The organism is Pseudarthrobacter sp. O4 (assembly GCF_050157025.1).
Lineage (GTDB): Bacteria > Actinomycetota > Actinomycetes > Actinomycetales > Micrococcaceae > Arthrobacter.
In genome coordinates, this window is record NZ_CP189591.1 from 3,958,178 (window position 1) to 3,971,257 (window position 13,080).

At 66.1% G+C, this 13,080-nt stretch carries 10 protein-coding genes and 2 riboswitches; of the genes, 6 read left to right on the top strand and 4 right to left on the bottom strand.

Translation table 11 applies throughout. The annotated features are described in order from the left end of the window. Positions 1 to 238: 238 nt before the first annotated feature. On the bottom strand, positions 239 to 2,734 hold the full coding sequence (locus ACQCSU_RS18315) for an ATP-dependent Clp protease ATP-binding subunit (RefSeq protein WP_426976661.1): 2,496 nt from the start codon (positions 2,732 to 2,734) through the stop codon (positions 239 to 241). 626 nt (positions 2,735 to 3,360) lie between these two features. Between ACQCSU_RS18315 and ACQCSU_RS18320 the strand changes: the two genes are divergently transcribed. Further along, positions 3,361 to 3,729 (top strand): hypothetical protein, encoded by a 369-nt coding sequence (locus ACQCSU_RS18320; protein ID WP_426976662.1) that lies wholly within the window; start codon positions 3,361 to 3,363, stop codon positions 3,727 to 3,729. A gap of 12 nt (positions 3,730 to 3,741) precedes the next feature. On the opposite strand, the gene ACQCSU_RS18325 is transcribed toward ACQCSU_RS18320, so the two are convergent. Next, positions 3,742 to 4,422 carry a histidine phosphatase family protein gene (locus ACQCSU_RS18325; RefSeq protein ID WP_426976663.1) on the bottom strand — a complete coding sequence of 227 codons (681 nt, stop codon included), beginning with the start codon at positions 4,420 to 4,422 and terminating at the stop codon, positions 3,742 to 3,744. An 88-nt stretch (positions 4,423 to 4,510) separates the two neighbouring features. On the opposite strand from ACQCSU_RS18325, the gene ACQCSU_RS18330 reads away from it, so the two are divergent. Then, positions 4,511 to 5,362: a CPBP family intramembrane glutamic endopeptidase gene (locus ACQCSU_RS18330; protein ID WP_426976664.1), complete on the top strand. Its 852-nt coding sequence runs from the start codon at positions 4,511 to 4,513 to the stop codon at positions 5,360 to 5,362. Positions 5,363 to 5,486: 124 nt separating this feature from the next. On the opposite strand, the gene ACQCSU_RS18335 is transcribed toward ACQCSU_RS18330, so the two are convergent. Beyond that, complete coding sequence (locus ACQCSU_RS18335) at positions 5,487 to 6,125, bottom strand: VOC family protein (RefSeq protein ID WP_426976665.1); 639 nt, start codon at positions 6,123 to 6,125, stop codon at positions 5,487 to 5,489. A gap of 202 nt (positions 6,126 to 6,327) precedes the next feature. Next, a riboswitch (SAM riboswitch) is annotated at positions 6,328 to 6,443 on the top strand. A 64-nt stretch (positions 6,444 to 6,507) separates the two neighbouring features. Here ACQCSU_RS18335 and ACQCSU_RS18340 point away from each other — a divergent pair. The 3 genes from ACQCSU_RS18340 to ACQCSU_RS18350 all read left to right on the top strand — a co-directional run bounded on the left by ACQCSU_RS18340 (position 6,508) and on the right by ACQCSU_RS18350 (position 10,877). Next, entirely contained in the window at positions 6,508 to 7,824 is a 1,317-nt protein-coding gene (locus ACQCSU_RS18340) for a bifunctional o-acetylhomoserine/o-acetylserine sulfhydrylase (RefSeq protein WP_426976666.1), read from the top strand. 114 nt (positions 7,825 to 7,938) lie between these two features. Further along, positions 7,939 to 8,054: riboswitch (SAM riboswitch) on the top strand. 11 nt (positions 8,055 to 8,065) lie between these two features. Further along, on the top strand, positions 8,066 to 9,277 hold the full coding sequence (gene metX, locus ACQCSU_RS18345; protein ID WP_426976667.1) for a homoserine O-acetyltransferase MetX: 1,212 nt from the start codon (positions 8,066 to 8,068) through the stop codon (positions 9,275 to 9,277). A gap of 217 nt (positions 9,278 to 9,494) precedes the next feature. Further along, the gene (locus tag ACQCSU_RS18350) at positions 9,495 to 10,877 is read left to right on the top strand and encodes an MFS transporter (protein ID WP_426976668.1); all 1,383 of its coding nucleotides are present in this window, start codon (positions 9,495 to 9,497) and stop codon (positions 10,875 to 10,877) included. Positions 10,878 to 11,020: 143 nt separating this feature from the next. Here ACQCSU_RS18350 and ACQCSU_RS18355 read toward each other — a convergent pair whose 3' ends face one another. Beyond that, positions 11,021 to 11,920, bottom strand: coding sequence for a LysR family transcriptional regulator (locus tag ACQCSU_RS18355; protein ID WP_426979845.1), 900 nt, complete (start codon positions 11,918 to 11,920; stop codon positions 11,021 to 11,023). A gap of 169 nt (positions 11,921 to 12,089) precedes the next feature. Here ACQCSU_RS18355 and mmsB point away from each other — a divergent pair, with 169 nt between their 5' ends. Beyond that, the gene (gene mmsB / locus ACQCSU_RS18360) at positions 12,090 to 12,992 is read left to right on the top strand and encodes a 3-hydroxyisobutyrate dehydrogenase (RefSeq protein WP_426976669.1); all 903 of its coding nucleotides are present in this window, start codon (positions 12,090 to 12,092) and stop codon (positions 12,990 to 12,992) included. The last annotated feature ends 88 nt before the right edge of the window (positions 12,993 to 13,080 follow it).

Below are 13,080 nucleotides of genomic sequence, written 5' to 3' on the forward strand. Positions count from 1 at the left end.
TTCAAGTGCATTTGTGAGCCAAACCCGGCCCACAAGTCCTTTTAGCAGACTGCCATGCTCACCAAATCAGGATTTGACGCCTATAGGAGCATCCCCGCAAATACAGGCAACTACGACGCCCGGCAAGACCTTAGCTCGGATATTTCACTTTTTCACAAGCCACCCCTACTTCGCCTTCCCGGCAGCTGCGAGGTGCGGCTGCAGGTCCCCCTTCGACGCGGGCGCCGCCGCTTCGTCCTCAACCCGGGAGCGGCAGGGCGTCCGGGATGCGCGGCTTGGCGTTGCCGGCGAAGGTGAACTTGGCGTCGTCGCCTTCGCCGTCCACATCCACCACCACGATGTCGCCGGCGTGCAGCTCGCCGAAGAGGATCTTCTCGGAGAGCTGGTCCTCGATCTCACGCTGGATGGTGCGGCGCAGCGGCCGGGCACCCATCGCCGGATCGTAGCCGCGGGTTGCCAGGAGCACCTTGGCCGCGGGGGTGAGCTCGATGCCCATGTCCTTGTCCGCCAGGCGCTTCTCCAGCCGGCCGATCATCAGGTTCACGATCTCGATGATCTCGTCCTGGGTCAGCTGCGGGAAGACAATGACGTCGTCAACACGGTTCAGGAACTCGGGGCGGAAGTGCTGCTTGAGCTCCTCCGTGACGCGGGCGCGCATCCGGTTGTAGCCGGTCTGCGTGTCCGTGCCGGACTGGAAGCCGGTGGCAACGCTCTTGGAGATGTCCCGGGTGCCGAGGTTGGTGGTCATGATGATCACGGTGTTCTTGAAGTCCACCACCCGGCCATGGCTGTCGGTCAGGCGGCCGTCTTCCAGGATCTGCAGCAGCGAGTTGAAGAGATCGGCGTGTGCCTTCTCCACCTCGTCGAAGAGCACCACGGAGAACGGACGACGGCGGACCTTCTCGGTCAGCTGTCCGCCCTCGTCGTAGCCCACGTAGCCCGGAGGGGCACCGAAGAGACGCGAGACCGTGTGCTTCTCCGAGTACTCGGACATGTCCAGGGTGATCAGTGCGTCTTCTTCGCCGAACAGGAACTCGGCGAGGACCTTGGCGAGCTCGGTCTTGCCGACGCCGGTGGGACCGGCGAAGATGAACGAACCGCCCGGACGCTTCGGATCCTTCAGACCCGCACGGGTCCGGCGGATAGCCCGCGAAACCGACTTAATCGCCTCATCCTGGCCCACCACACGCTGATGCAGCTCCTCTTCCATCTTCAGCAGGCGCGAGGACTCTTCCTCGGTCAGCTTGAACACCGGAATGCCGGTGGCATTCGCCAGCACCTCGGCGATGAGGTCCTCATCGACTTCGGAGATGTCGTCCATGCCGCCGTTCTTCCACTGGCGTTCCTTCTCCTTACGCTCGGCGGCGAGCTTCTGCTCCTCATCGCGCAGTGACGCGGCACCCTCGTAGTCGGAGGCGTCGATCGCGGCGTCTTTGGCCTTCCTGACGGCAATGATTCTTTCGGCAATAGCCTTAAGCTCCGGCGGGGCCGTCATCCGGCGGATGCGCAGCCGGGCGCCGGCCTCATCGATCAGGTCGATCGCCTTGTCCGGCAGGAACCGGTCCGAGATGTAACGCTCCGAGAGGGTCGCCGCGGCGACCAGCGCGCCGTCGGTGATGGTGACCCGGTGGTGTGCCTCGTACCGGTCGCGGAGGCCCTTGAGGATCTCGATCGCGTCGGCGACAGATGGTTCCTTGACCTGGATCGGCTGGAAGCGGCGTTCCAGGGCGGCATCCTTCTCGATGTGCTTGCGGTAGTCATCCAGCGTCGTCGCACCGATGGTCTGGAGCTCGCCGCGGGCCAGCAATGGCTTCAGGATCGACGCCGCATCGATGGCACCCTCGGCCGCACCGGCACCCACCAGGGTGTGGATCTCGTCAATGAACAACAGAATGTCGCCGCGGGTGCGGATCTCCTTGAGGACCTTCTTCAGCCGCTCTTCGAAGTCACCGCGGTAGCGGGAGCCTGCCACCACGGAGCCCAGGTCCAGGGTGTACAGCTGCTTGTCCTTGAGAGTCTCCGGGACATCGCCGCGGACAATCGCCTGGGCGAGGCCTTCGACGACGGCGGTCTTGCCGACGCCCGGTTCACCGATCAGGACAGGGTTGTTCTTGGTGCGGCGGGACAGGACCTGCATGACGCGTTCCATTTCCTGCTCGCGCCCGATCACGGGGTCAAGCTTGTTCTCGCGCGCAGCCTGGGTCAGGTTGCGGCCGAACTGGTCCAGGACCACGGAACCGGAGGGAGTCGCTTCAGCCTGGTCCTGGCTCGGGCCAACGCCGGTGCTTTCCTTGCCCTGGTAACCCGAGATGAGCTGGATGACCTGCTGGCGGACCCGGCTCGGATCCGCACCGAGCTTGACCAGCACCTGGGCGGCAACACCTTCACCCTCACGGATGAGGCCGAGCAGGATGTGCTCGGTTCCGATGTAGTTGTGTCCCAGCTGCAGGGCCTCGCGCAGCGAAAGCTCCAGCACCTTCTTGGCGCGCGGAGTAAAGGGGATATGGCCGGACGGGGACTGCTGGCCCGGGCCGATGATCTCCTGCACCTGCTCACGCACGCCCTCGAGCGAAATGCCAAGGGACTCAAGAGCCTTGGCGGCAACACCTTCACCCTCATGGATCAGTCCCAAGAGGATGTGTTCGGTACCGATGTAACCGTGGTTCAGCATGCGTGCCTCTTCCTGGGCAAGCACAACCACGCGACGGGCACGGTCCGTAAATCGCTCAAACATTTCGCCACACTCCCGGCTACCCCCTCCTTGATGCTACGTCGCCGCAGGCCCACTTGGGGCGTTCGCGGGAGGCAAAATATTAGAGAGCCGGATTCATCCGACGTCCGGGTAAGTGGCAGGTTTTCGCACCGCTATCCGGCGTGCCACGGCGAGTGGACTCCGCCGCCATGACACCTCCTGCCGTTGGATGCCGATTCAATTCCCGCACCCAATCGGACCGGTTAATGACGGATGGCGGTTGAGCCCAGGCCGAGATGGTTGTTACGGCTGACGCCGACGATCAGGGTTGAACGGCAGCCTCGATGAGGTCATCAATTCCGTGTGCATCTCACACGCCGACGGATGCAGGGAAATCCGGTGAGAAACCCTGGCATTTCCCAATCGGTGAGCTGGCCGGATCTACGAATACGCTGACCGGCTGCGGCCACAGAATGCTGATGAGGCTTCTCGAAGCGCTCCATGGAGCAGACGGGCTCGTCACTGGGCCGCCGCCAACTTTCCACTACCGGAAGGGGCGCGGAATCCGTCATGCGCGGAGCGGGGATTCTGCATCGCCGGATCCATGAGGCAAGCTTTCCACCGGTCACGACAGAGGAAGGGAAAGCCGCTCCAACTTGGTCATTTTGATGCTTAGCGCTACTTTTCCGCGCAGTGGTCCTCGACCCCCGAGACAGCGCCGGTGGCCGTCGAAGAACTCCTGCAAGATTCCTGAACGCTGCCCCCAGGTCCGGCCGGTCTTTTCCACTGCTCCCGACGATGGCCGGAAGTACGTCCAGCACCGGCTCTGGGCGGACCGGGCCGATGTGGTCGAGCTGGTCAAACAGGGCGCCACGGTCTACGTCTGCGGCGACGGCAAGCACATGGCGCCGGAGGTCCGCGACACATGTGCGCTCATCTACCGGGAGGCGACCGGGGCCTCGGCGGCGGACGCCGATGCGTGGATGGATGAGGTGGAACGCACCCACGGCAGGTACGTGGCCGACATCTTCACGTGAAGATGCCACCGGTCAGAAGAACATCGGCGGGGCGTCCAGGACGGTCTCGTCCACGCGCCGGTCCACCCACTGGCTGAAGGGCTTGTCCAGTTCATACTTGCCGCGGTCGGTCCGCAGTAGCGTCCGGACCTCGGCGTTGTCCGGGTTGTTCAAGGACTCGAAGTACTCCACGGACCAATGGAACCAGCGCATGCAGAACAGCCGCATCGTGAGCCCGTGTGTCACGAACAGGGCGTTCGGGGCATAACTCGGCTTGGACCAGTGCCGGTACAGCGTCTCCATGAACGAGGAGATCCTGTCGTACACATCGGAGCCGGACTCGCCCTCCCGGAAACGGTAGAAGAAGTGGCCGTAGGCGTTCCGGAGCTCCTTCTGGTCCTCGATTTCGCCGGCGATCTGGAAGTTCGCCCAGTCCTGCTCGCGCAGCCGCGGCTCCTCGATGACCCGTTCCGTCAGCGGACCCAGGTTCAGTGCCTCGAGGGTCTGGTACGCCCTTAGATACGGGGAGACATAGACGCAGACGTGGCGGCCATCGAGCAGGCGCCGGACCTGCTCGCCGGCGGCCCGGGCCTGCTCGAGGCCCAGCCCCGTCAGCGGAATCCGGTAGTCAGGCACCCGGTTGTAAATGGAGGTGTCGGCGTTGGCGGCAGACTGGCCGTGCCGGATCATGATGATTTTCCCGGGCGCACTCATAAATCCCAAGCATAGGGCCCTGCAGCCCGGCGGATCCGCCAGAGCCCGGAAGCAGGCAACTGCCAGCAACTGCAGGCAAGATAGGAACATGTTGGTTCCCTCCCGCCGTCGGCTGCGGATAGAAGTGTTGATTGCCCTGGGCCTGTCACTGGGGCAGTCGGCCGTGTATTCAGTGGTGCAGCTGCTGGACAAGATAACCAGGGCGCCGCTGGCGCAGGGGACCTCCACGCTGAACCGCTCGCAAAGCAGCCGCGAGTACTTCGACCTCACCTACCAGCTGCTGGACATCATCTTCGCGCTGGTGCCGGTGGCCCTGGTGATCTACTTCCTGACCGAGCACCGGGCCGGCCTGCCCGGAGGCAGCAGCCTTTCCGGAAGCAGCAGCCTTTCCGGAAGCAGCAGCCTGTCCGGAAGCAGCAGCCTGCCCGGAAGCAGCAGCCACGGCGCCACCGCCTTCGGCAAGCTGGGCTTCAATTTCGCCCGGCCCGGCAAGGACCTGCTGCAGGGGCTGGGCCTGGCCGCGCTGATCGGGATTCCCTCGCTGGGCCTGTACGCCGGAGGCCGGGCGCTGGGGATCACGACGGCGATCATCCCCAGTGCGCTGGACTCCTACTGGTGGACGGTGCCGGTGCTGATCCTCTCCGCGGTCCGGCACGGGATCGTGGAGGAGGTCATTGTGGTGGGCTACCTGCTGGACCGGCTGGGCAAGTTCGGCTGGAGCATGCCCGTGGCAATCTTTGCCAGCTCCATGCTGCGCGGCAGCTACCACCTGTACCAGGGCTTCGGGCCGTTCATCGGCAATGCGGTCATGGGCGTGATCTTCGCGCTGATCTACACCCGGACCCGCCGGGTGATGCCGCTCGTCATTGCCCACGCGCTGCTGGACATCGTGGCGTTCGTCGGGTTCAGCCTCTTCGGCAAGGCCATCGGTCTGGGCTGAGCCGGCCCGGGCCGGGCCGGCTACCCGGCCGCCCCGCCGGCCGTTAAACGATCTCGGCCGCCATCAATGGGTGACGTCATTGGCACCCGCTGATGGCGGCCGAAGTGTTAGGGCAGTGAAGGCCTCAGATGGTGACGGCTCCGGAAGCGGTTTCGAAGGTGACGGAGAGGATGCCGGGCGTGCCATGCGGGGCAAGCCAGTTGACGGCGACATCTTCCAGCGGCTTCTCCACCTGTTCACCCAGCCATTCCGTGACGCGGTCTGCCGAGCCGGCGATGGTCAGGGACGTCATCTTGACGTCGCTCGGGTAGGCGTTGGAGGGGTGCAGCTCCGGATCGCCCTCCCACTTGAGCATGTACGGGACCTGGGGGTCGGCGATGAGTCCCAGGATGCCGATCTGCTTCCAGACCAGCTCGCGGCCGTCGGGGAACTTCCGGTTGCCGTTGACGGCAGCGCGGCCGAGCCGCTCTTCGAACGGTGCCAGGTCGTCAACCTCGACGCACCAGCCCATCCAGCCGCCGCCCGCTTCGGAGCGGGCGCGTACGGCCTGGCCGAAGGGAGCCTTGTCCGAAGCCGGGTGGTTCAGGACCTCGACGACTTCCAGGTACTTGTGTCCCGCGAGCGGGATAATCATGTTGCGGGTCCCGAAACGGGGGTGTACTCCGCCCTTTACGGCTTCGACGCCGAGGGCAGACGCAATACGGTCGGTGGTGGCTGCCAAACCATCTCGTTCACAGGCGTAAGAAACGTGATCCATGCGCATGCCATCATCTTGGCACTTTGTGATGGAGCTCTCAGCTTAGGGCATCCTAAGCGAGATGGGATGTCATTCTGTGGTGGTGCGGGCGCCATCGTTGCGCCCGTCACGGCAGGACTCCGCCCGCGGACCCGGGGTGCCGGAGGGCGGGCTTCATCTTTGTCACAAAGCTATCCAAGGCCCGGGGAGCGTTCCTACACTGAAGCCAGGTCATGAGTGCCAGCGCATAGCCCCGGCTTGCTGGCCGGCAACCCTCGTATCGCGGTGGGGTGCCCCGGGTGAAGACCTGGCCGTCCGGCGCCCGCCGGAGGGCAAGCGCGGCGCCTGCACCGCCCCCGGGCCGATGGCCTGTGGGGTGGGCTGTGCCCGGTCCTTGAGGAGTATTCCGATGTCCAATGCCTGGTCCTTCGAAACCCGCCAGATCCACGCCGGCCAGGAACCGGACAGCGCCACCGGCGCGCGTTCCCTGCCCATCTACCAGACGACGTCGTTCGTGTTCCCCAGCGCCGAAAGCGCCGCCAACCGCTTCGCGCTTGCCGAACTCGCCCCCATCTACACCCGGATCGGCAATCCCACCCAGGATGCCGTGGAACAGCGGGTGGCCAGCCTTGAGGGCGGCCTCGCGGCCCTGCTGCTGAGCTCCGGCCAGGCCGCGGAGACCTTCGCGATCCTGAACGTCGCCGAGGCCGGCGACCATGTGGTGGCCAGCCCCAGCCTGTACGGCGGAACCTACAACCTGCTGGCCCACACGCTGAAGAAGTTCGGCATCTCCGTGACCTTCGTGGAGGATCCGGACAACCTGGAGCAGTGGCGCGACGCCGTCCGGCCCAACACCAAGCTGTTCTTCGGCGAAGTGGTCTCCAACCCCCGCCAGGACGTCCTGGACATCGAGGGCGTCTCGAAGGTAGCCCACGAGGCCGGTGTCCCGCTGATCGTGGACAACACCCTCTCCACGCCGTACCTGATCCGGCCGATCGAGTGGGGCGCTGACATCGTGGTGCACTCCGCCACCAAGTACCTCGGCGGCCACGGCGCCGCAATCGCCGGCGTGATCGTGGACTCCGGCAACTTCGACTTCGGGAAGGACCCGGAGCGGTTCCCCGGCTTCAACACGCCGGACCCCACGTATAACGGACTCGTCTACGCCCGGGACCTCGGCAAGGACGGCGCCCTCGGCGCGAATCTCTCCTACATCCTCAAGGCCCGCGTCCAGCTCCTGCGCGACCTCGGCTCCGCCGTGTCGCCGTTCAACGCCTTCCTCATCGCCCAGGGGATCGAGACCCTGAGCCTGCGCGTCGAGCGCCACGTCGCCAACGCCACCAAGGTGGCCGAATGGCTCGAGGCCAGGGACGACGTCGAATCGGTCGCCTATGCGGGGCTGCCGTCCAGCCCCTGGTACGAGCGCGGCCGCAAGTACGGCCCCAAGGGGACGGGCGCCGTCGTGGCGTTCAACATCGCCGGGGGAGCGGAGGCCGGCAAGCGCTTCGTCGACGCCCTCGAACTGCACTCGCACGTCGCGAACATCGGCGACGTGCGCTCGCTGGTCATCCACCCGGCGTCGACCACCCACAGCCAGCTGTCGCCGGAACAGCAGACAATTGCCGGCGTCAATCCTGGACTCGTACGGCTTTCGGTGGGTCTGGAACACATTGACGACATCATCGCGGACCTCGACGCCGGCTTCCGCGCGGCCAAGGGCGTCTGAGTCCGCCGGTTCCCGGCACCCCTGCCGCGCAGGGGTGCCGGGAACCACGGCCTCGAGTCACATAGCCGTCATAATCTTCGCCACAACGGCGCCTCGTTTCGTAAGCTAGTGGCAGGTCATGAGTGCCAGTGACAGCCCCGGCTTGCTGGCCGGCAACCCTCCTTTTGCGGCGGGGTGCCCCGGGTGAAGACCTGGCCTGCCGGTCTGCCGACGGCGGGCAAGCGCGAAGTTAGGTCCTCACATGACGATTGCCGTCACCCGCACGGGTGTACCCGGAAGCAAAACCGCCCATATGCCAGCCACCGGCCCGGCCGTCGCGGTGCCCGAAACAGTGCCTGGCGCAGTGCCCGGCGCAGTGCCCGATACCGTGCCCGACGGGACCGTCCGGTACCTCCGGATCGGCGGCCTGGAACTCGAATCCGGCGCCCGGCTGCCCGATGTCACCCTCGCCTATGAAACGTGGGGGACCCTCAACGCGGACCGCTCCAATGCGGTGCTGATCGAGCATGCCCTCACCGGGGACACCCACGTCACCCGCGGTGCCGGCGAGGAGCCCGGCTGGTGGGAGCAGCTCGCCGGGCCCGGCGCCCCCGTGGACACCGACAGGTTCTTTGTTGTCTCCATAAACATCCTCGGTGGCTGCTACGGCTCCACCGGACCCTCGACGCCGGCTCCTGACGGCCGGCCCTGGGGCTCCCGCTTTCCGCTGGTCACCCTGCGGGACACCACCGCCGCCGAAGCCCGGCTGGCCGACGCCCTGGGCATCCGCAGCTGGTATGCCGTGCTCGGCGGATCCCTCGGCGGGGCGCGCGCCCTCGAGTGGGCCGTGACCTTCCCGGAGCGGGTCCGGCGCTGTGCCGTGATTTCCATCGGGGCCAGCAGCACTGCTGAGCAGATCGCCTTTGCCCAGGCCCAGACGCTCGCCATCCGCCAGGATCCGAGTTTCAAGGGCGGGGACTACTACGGCGGCCCGGGACCGGAAGCGGGCCTGGCCCTGGCGCGCCGGATCGCGCACATCACGTACCGCTCCGCCGCCGAACTGGACGGACGCTTCGGCCGGAATCCCCAGGCGTCCGAGGCTCCGCTGGAAGCCGGCTCCCTGGCGGGCCGCGGCCGCTACCAGGTGGAGAGCTACCTCGACCACCAGGGCAACAAGCTGGTCCGGCGCTTCGACGCGAACAGCTACATCGCCATCACCGAGGCCCTCATGAGCCACGACATCAGCCGCGGCCGCGGGGCGCTCGAGGAGGCCCTGGCGCCGGCCACGGCCGAGTTCCTGGTGGCGGCCGTGGACTCGGACCGGTTGTATTTCCCGGCGCAGTCCCGGGTGCTCGCCGAGGCGCTGCCCGGCGAGGTGGAGGTGCAGCTGATCGAGGCGCCGATCGGCCACGACGGCTTCCTGACCGAGATCGGGCAGCTCAGCGGCCAGCTCAGGGAAGGTTTCTTCAGCTGACCCTGCCCGCCGCCCGTCAATGGCCTTAAACCGCCATCGCCTCGGCCGAAACGGCCGCCGATTGTGCATTTTTGCAGATGCGCTCTGCACTAATGGCCGTTGAGGCCGGGGCCGGGAGCGACCATACTCATTGGGAATGATGCCGCGTGTCACAAATCACAGGCGTCCTCTGCCCAATGGTCCATAGGGTGTCGACGGAGACACCGAAGGAGTCACGATGAGTACGGAAAACGCGGCCGCGAGGCGCGCAGAAGAGCCCGACGTCAAAACGTCCGGCCTGAAGAAGGTCGTTGCCGCCTCCATGGCCGGCACCGTGGTGGAGTGGTACGAGTTCTTCCTCTACGCGTCCGCCGCCACCCTGGTCTTCGGCAAGATGTTCTTCCCCAACTCGGGGACCGAACTGGACGGCATCCTCGCCGCTTTCCTCACCTACGCGGTCGGCTTCATTGCCCGCCCCATCGGCGGGATCGTCTTCGGCCACTTCGGCGACAAGTTCGGCCGCAAGCAGCTCCTCCAGCTCAGCATCATCCTGGTCGGTGCCTCCACCTTCGCGATGGGCTGCCTGCCGGGCTTTGCACAGATCGGCTACTGGGCCCCGGCCCTGCTGGTCTTCCTGCGCTTCGTTCAGGGCTTCGCCGTCGGTGGTGAATGGGGCGGCGCCGTCCTGCTGGTTGCCGAGCACAGCCCCAGCAAGTCCCGCGGCTTCTGGGCCAGCTGGCCGCAGTCGGCGGTTCCGATGGGCAACTTGCTCGCCACCGGTGTGCTGTTCACCCTGTCCTCCACCCTGTCCTCCGCTGACTTCCTCGGCTGGGGCTGGCGGATAGCGTTCTGGCTCTCCGCCGTGATCGTCGTCATCGGCTACTACATCCGTACCAGGGTCAGTGATGCCCCCATCTTCCTGGAAGCCCGCAAAGAGGTCGAGTCCGGCCACAAGGGGTTCGGTGTCGCCGAGGTTTTCCGCCGCTACCCGCGGGGCGTCTTCACCGCCATGGGACTGCGTTTCGCGGAGAACATCCTGTACTACCTCGTGGTCACGTTCTCCATCACCTACCTCAAGACGGTCGTCCACACGGACACTTCGCGGATCCTGCTGCTGTTGCTCGTTGCGCACTTCGTGCACTTTTGTGCCGTACCGATGGTCGGCAAGCTTTCGGACCAGTTCGGCCGCAAGCCCGTCTATATGGCCGGCGCTGTCCTCGGTGCGACCTGGGGCTTCTTCGCCTTCCCGATGATGGACACCGGGAACGACCTCGTCATCCTCGCCGCGATCACCATCGGCCTGCTGTTCCACTCGCTGATGTACGCCGGCCAGCCAGCCATCATGGCCGAGATGTTCCCGACCCGGATGCGCTACTCCGGTGTCTCGCTGGGCTACCAGGTCACGTCGATCGTCGCCGGCTCGCTGGCCCCGATCATCGCCGTCGCGCTGCTGAGCGCCTTCGGCTCCTCCACCCCGGTGGCCATCTACCTGCTGATCGCCTGCGCCATCACGGCAGTCGCGGTCTTCTTCCTGAAGGAAACCCGCGGCATCTCGCTGCACGACGTCGACGCCGCCGACGCCCAGGGCACGGCCGACCTGCTTGCCGCAGGCAAAAAGTAACAGGCAAAAAGTAACAGGCAAGGAGTAACAGGCAAAAAGCAGGCTCAACCAACAGCCCCTGTCCCCGCACTGCGGGGACAGAGGCTGTTGTTCTGTGCGTGCTGTGCTCAGCTGGCGAGGACGCCTCAGCCTGCCAGAACGCCTCAGCCTGCCAGAACGTCCTGGCGGGCGGCGACCTCGGTGCGGATCGCTTCGAGCACGGCCTGCACGGGGGCCGAGCGCAGCGATTCCGAGCGCGCCACGGCCCAGATGGGGAGTTGCCGCTGGAAGTCGTCCGGCAGCACCGGCAGGAAGTCGGGATTCCCGACCACCAGGAAATTGGGCAGCAGCCCGATCCCGCCGCCCCGGCGCACGGCCTCGAGCTGGGCGAAGATGCTGGTGGCCTGGAAGCTGGACCGGGGCACGGGAAGCTGGGTGGAGCGGTGGCCGAGTTCGGCGACCTGCAGTGCCGATTCCACGTAGGAGACAAAGCCGTGCTGCCTCACGTCGTCGAGCGTGAGGGGCAGGCCACGCTCCTGCGCATACTGCGGGCTCGCATACAGCCGGAGGAAGTAGTTGCTGAGGAAGATGGTCTGGGCGTTGCTGACGTCCAGGTTCCCCACCACCACTTCGAGGTCCACCCCGGAGCGGTTCTGGCTGACCTTGCGCGTGGCGCTGAGCATTTCCACGTTGAGCGTCGGATGTTCCTGCTGCAGCCGCACGAGCGCCGGTGCGACGAAGCCGACGCCGAAGCCGTCCGGCGTCGCGATCCGGACCAGGCCGGAGAGCAGGTCCCCGGTCCGGGTGATGCGGCTGGACAGCGCGCCGAGGGTGCCCTCGATAGCCTCGGCCGCGGCGACCGCCTGGCTGCCGAGTTCCGTCAGCTCCCAGCCGTGTGGGCTCCGTTCCAGGGTGCGCCCGCCCAGCTGCTTGTCCAATGCGAGGATCCGGCGCGAGATGGTGGTGTGGGTGGTGCCCAGCGTCTCGGCGACCGCATTGAACCGGCCCAGCCGGGCCACGGTCAACAGGATCAGCAGGTCATCCGGGCTCGGAAGCCGTCTCAAGTCCACAATGACCTTCCTCCCACGTCCATGTGCATCCATGCACATGCCATCTGTAGTTTTTTACCTTGATTGCACTGTAACAGGATGTGATGCTGGACACGGAACATCCGGCGTCGAGGCCGGACCACGCAGCACAAAGCACGCAGCACAAAGCAAAGGAGCTTATGCCATGGCAGTAATCGCTTGGATCGGACTGGGGAACATGGGCGGGTCCATGTCGGTGAACCTGGCCAAAGCCGGGCACGACGTCCGCGGCTTCGACCTCAACGCCGAGGCAGTGGCCGCCGCCGAAGCCGGCGGCGTCAAGCCCGCCGGCAGCATTGCCGAGGCCGTCGACGGCGCCGACGTCGTCTTTACGATGCTCCCCAAGGGCGAGCACGCCCGCGCCGTCTACCTCGGCGAGGACGGCGTCCTGGCCCATGCGGCTACCCGCACACTGCTCGTGGACTCCTCCACCATCGACATCGCCTCCGCCCAGGCCCTGCACGACGCCGCGGCCGCCGCCGGCTTCCGCTTCGTCGACGCCCCGGTCTCCGGCGGGATGAGCGGCGCGAAGGCCGCAACCCTGACCTTCATGATCGGCGGCGAGGCCGGCGCCGTGGCCGAGGCCACCGAATACATCCAACCGATGGCGGCGAACATCATCCCGACCGGCGGCGCCACCACCGGCCAGGCCGCGAAGATCTGCAACAACCTGATGCTCTTCATCAACCTGGCCTCGACGGCCGAGGGTGCCGTGCTGGCCGAGCGGCTCGGCCTGGACAAGCAGGTGTTCTGGGACATCGCCTCCGTGTCCTCCGGCGACAGCTGGGCCCTGCGGACCTGGTACCCGGTGGCCGGCGTCGTCCCCACCGCGGCCTCCAACAACGACTTCGCGCCCACCTTCACCACCGAGCTGGCCAACAAGGACATCGGCCTCGCCATCAGCGCCGCGCGCGACACCGGCACCCCGCTGGAAATCGGCGAGCACGTGCAGCAGCTCTTCCAGCGGCTCGTCGATTCCGGCCAGTCCGGCAAGGACTGCTCAATGATCATCAAGCTCGTCGACGGCTCCCTCGAGTCCGCCAACTAGCCATGCTGCACTGCACCAAGCTGCACTTCACCAAGCTGCGCTGCACCAAGCTGCACGCTTCGAACCCGCACCACACGAAAGAGACCCA

Excerpts from the sequence above, each read along its gene's own strand:
- ACQCSU_RS18315 (WP_426976661.1), bottom strand. The coding sequence starts at position 2,734 with ATGTTTGAGCGATTTACGGACCGTGCCCGTCGCGTGGTTGTGCTTGCC.
- ACQCSU_RS18320 (WP_426976662.1), top strand. The coding sequence starts at position 3,361 with ATGCTTAGCGCTACTTTTCCGCGCAGTGGTCCTCGACCCCCGAGACAG.
- ACQCSU_RS18325 (WP_426976663.1), bottom strand. The coding sequence starts at position 4,422 with ATGAGTGCGCCCGGGAAAATCATCATGATCCGGCACGGCCAGTCTGCC.
- ACQCSU_RS18330 (WP_426976664.1), top strand. The coding sequence starts at position 4,511 with ATGTTGGTTCCCTCCCGCCGTCGGCTGCGGATAGAAGTGTTGATTGCC.
- ACQCSU_RS18335 (WP_426976665.1), bottom strand. The coding sequence starts at position 6,125 with ATGCGCATGGATCACGTTTCTTACGCCTGTGAACGAGATGGTTTGGCA.
- ACQCSU_RS18340 (WP_426976666.1), top strand. The coding sequence starts at position 6,508 with ATGTCCAATGCCTGGTCCTTCGAAACCCGCCAGATCCACGCCGGCCAG.
- metX (WP_426976667.1), top strand. The coding sequence starts at position 8,066 with ATGACGATTGCCGTCACCCGCACGGGTGTACCCGGAAGCAAAACCGCC.
- ACQCSU_RS18350 (WP_426976668.1), top strand. The coding sequence starts at position 9,495 with ATGAGTACGGAAAACGCGGCCGCGAGGCGCGCAGAAGAGCCCGACGTC.
- mmsB (WP_426976669.1), top strand. The coding sequence starts at position 12,090 with ATGGCAGTAATCGCTTGGATCGGACTGGGGAACATGGGCGGGTCCATG.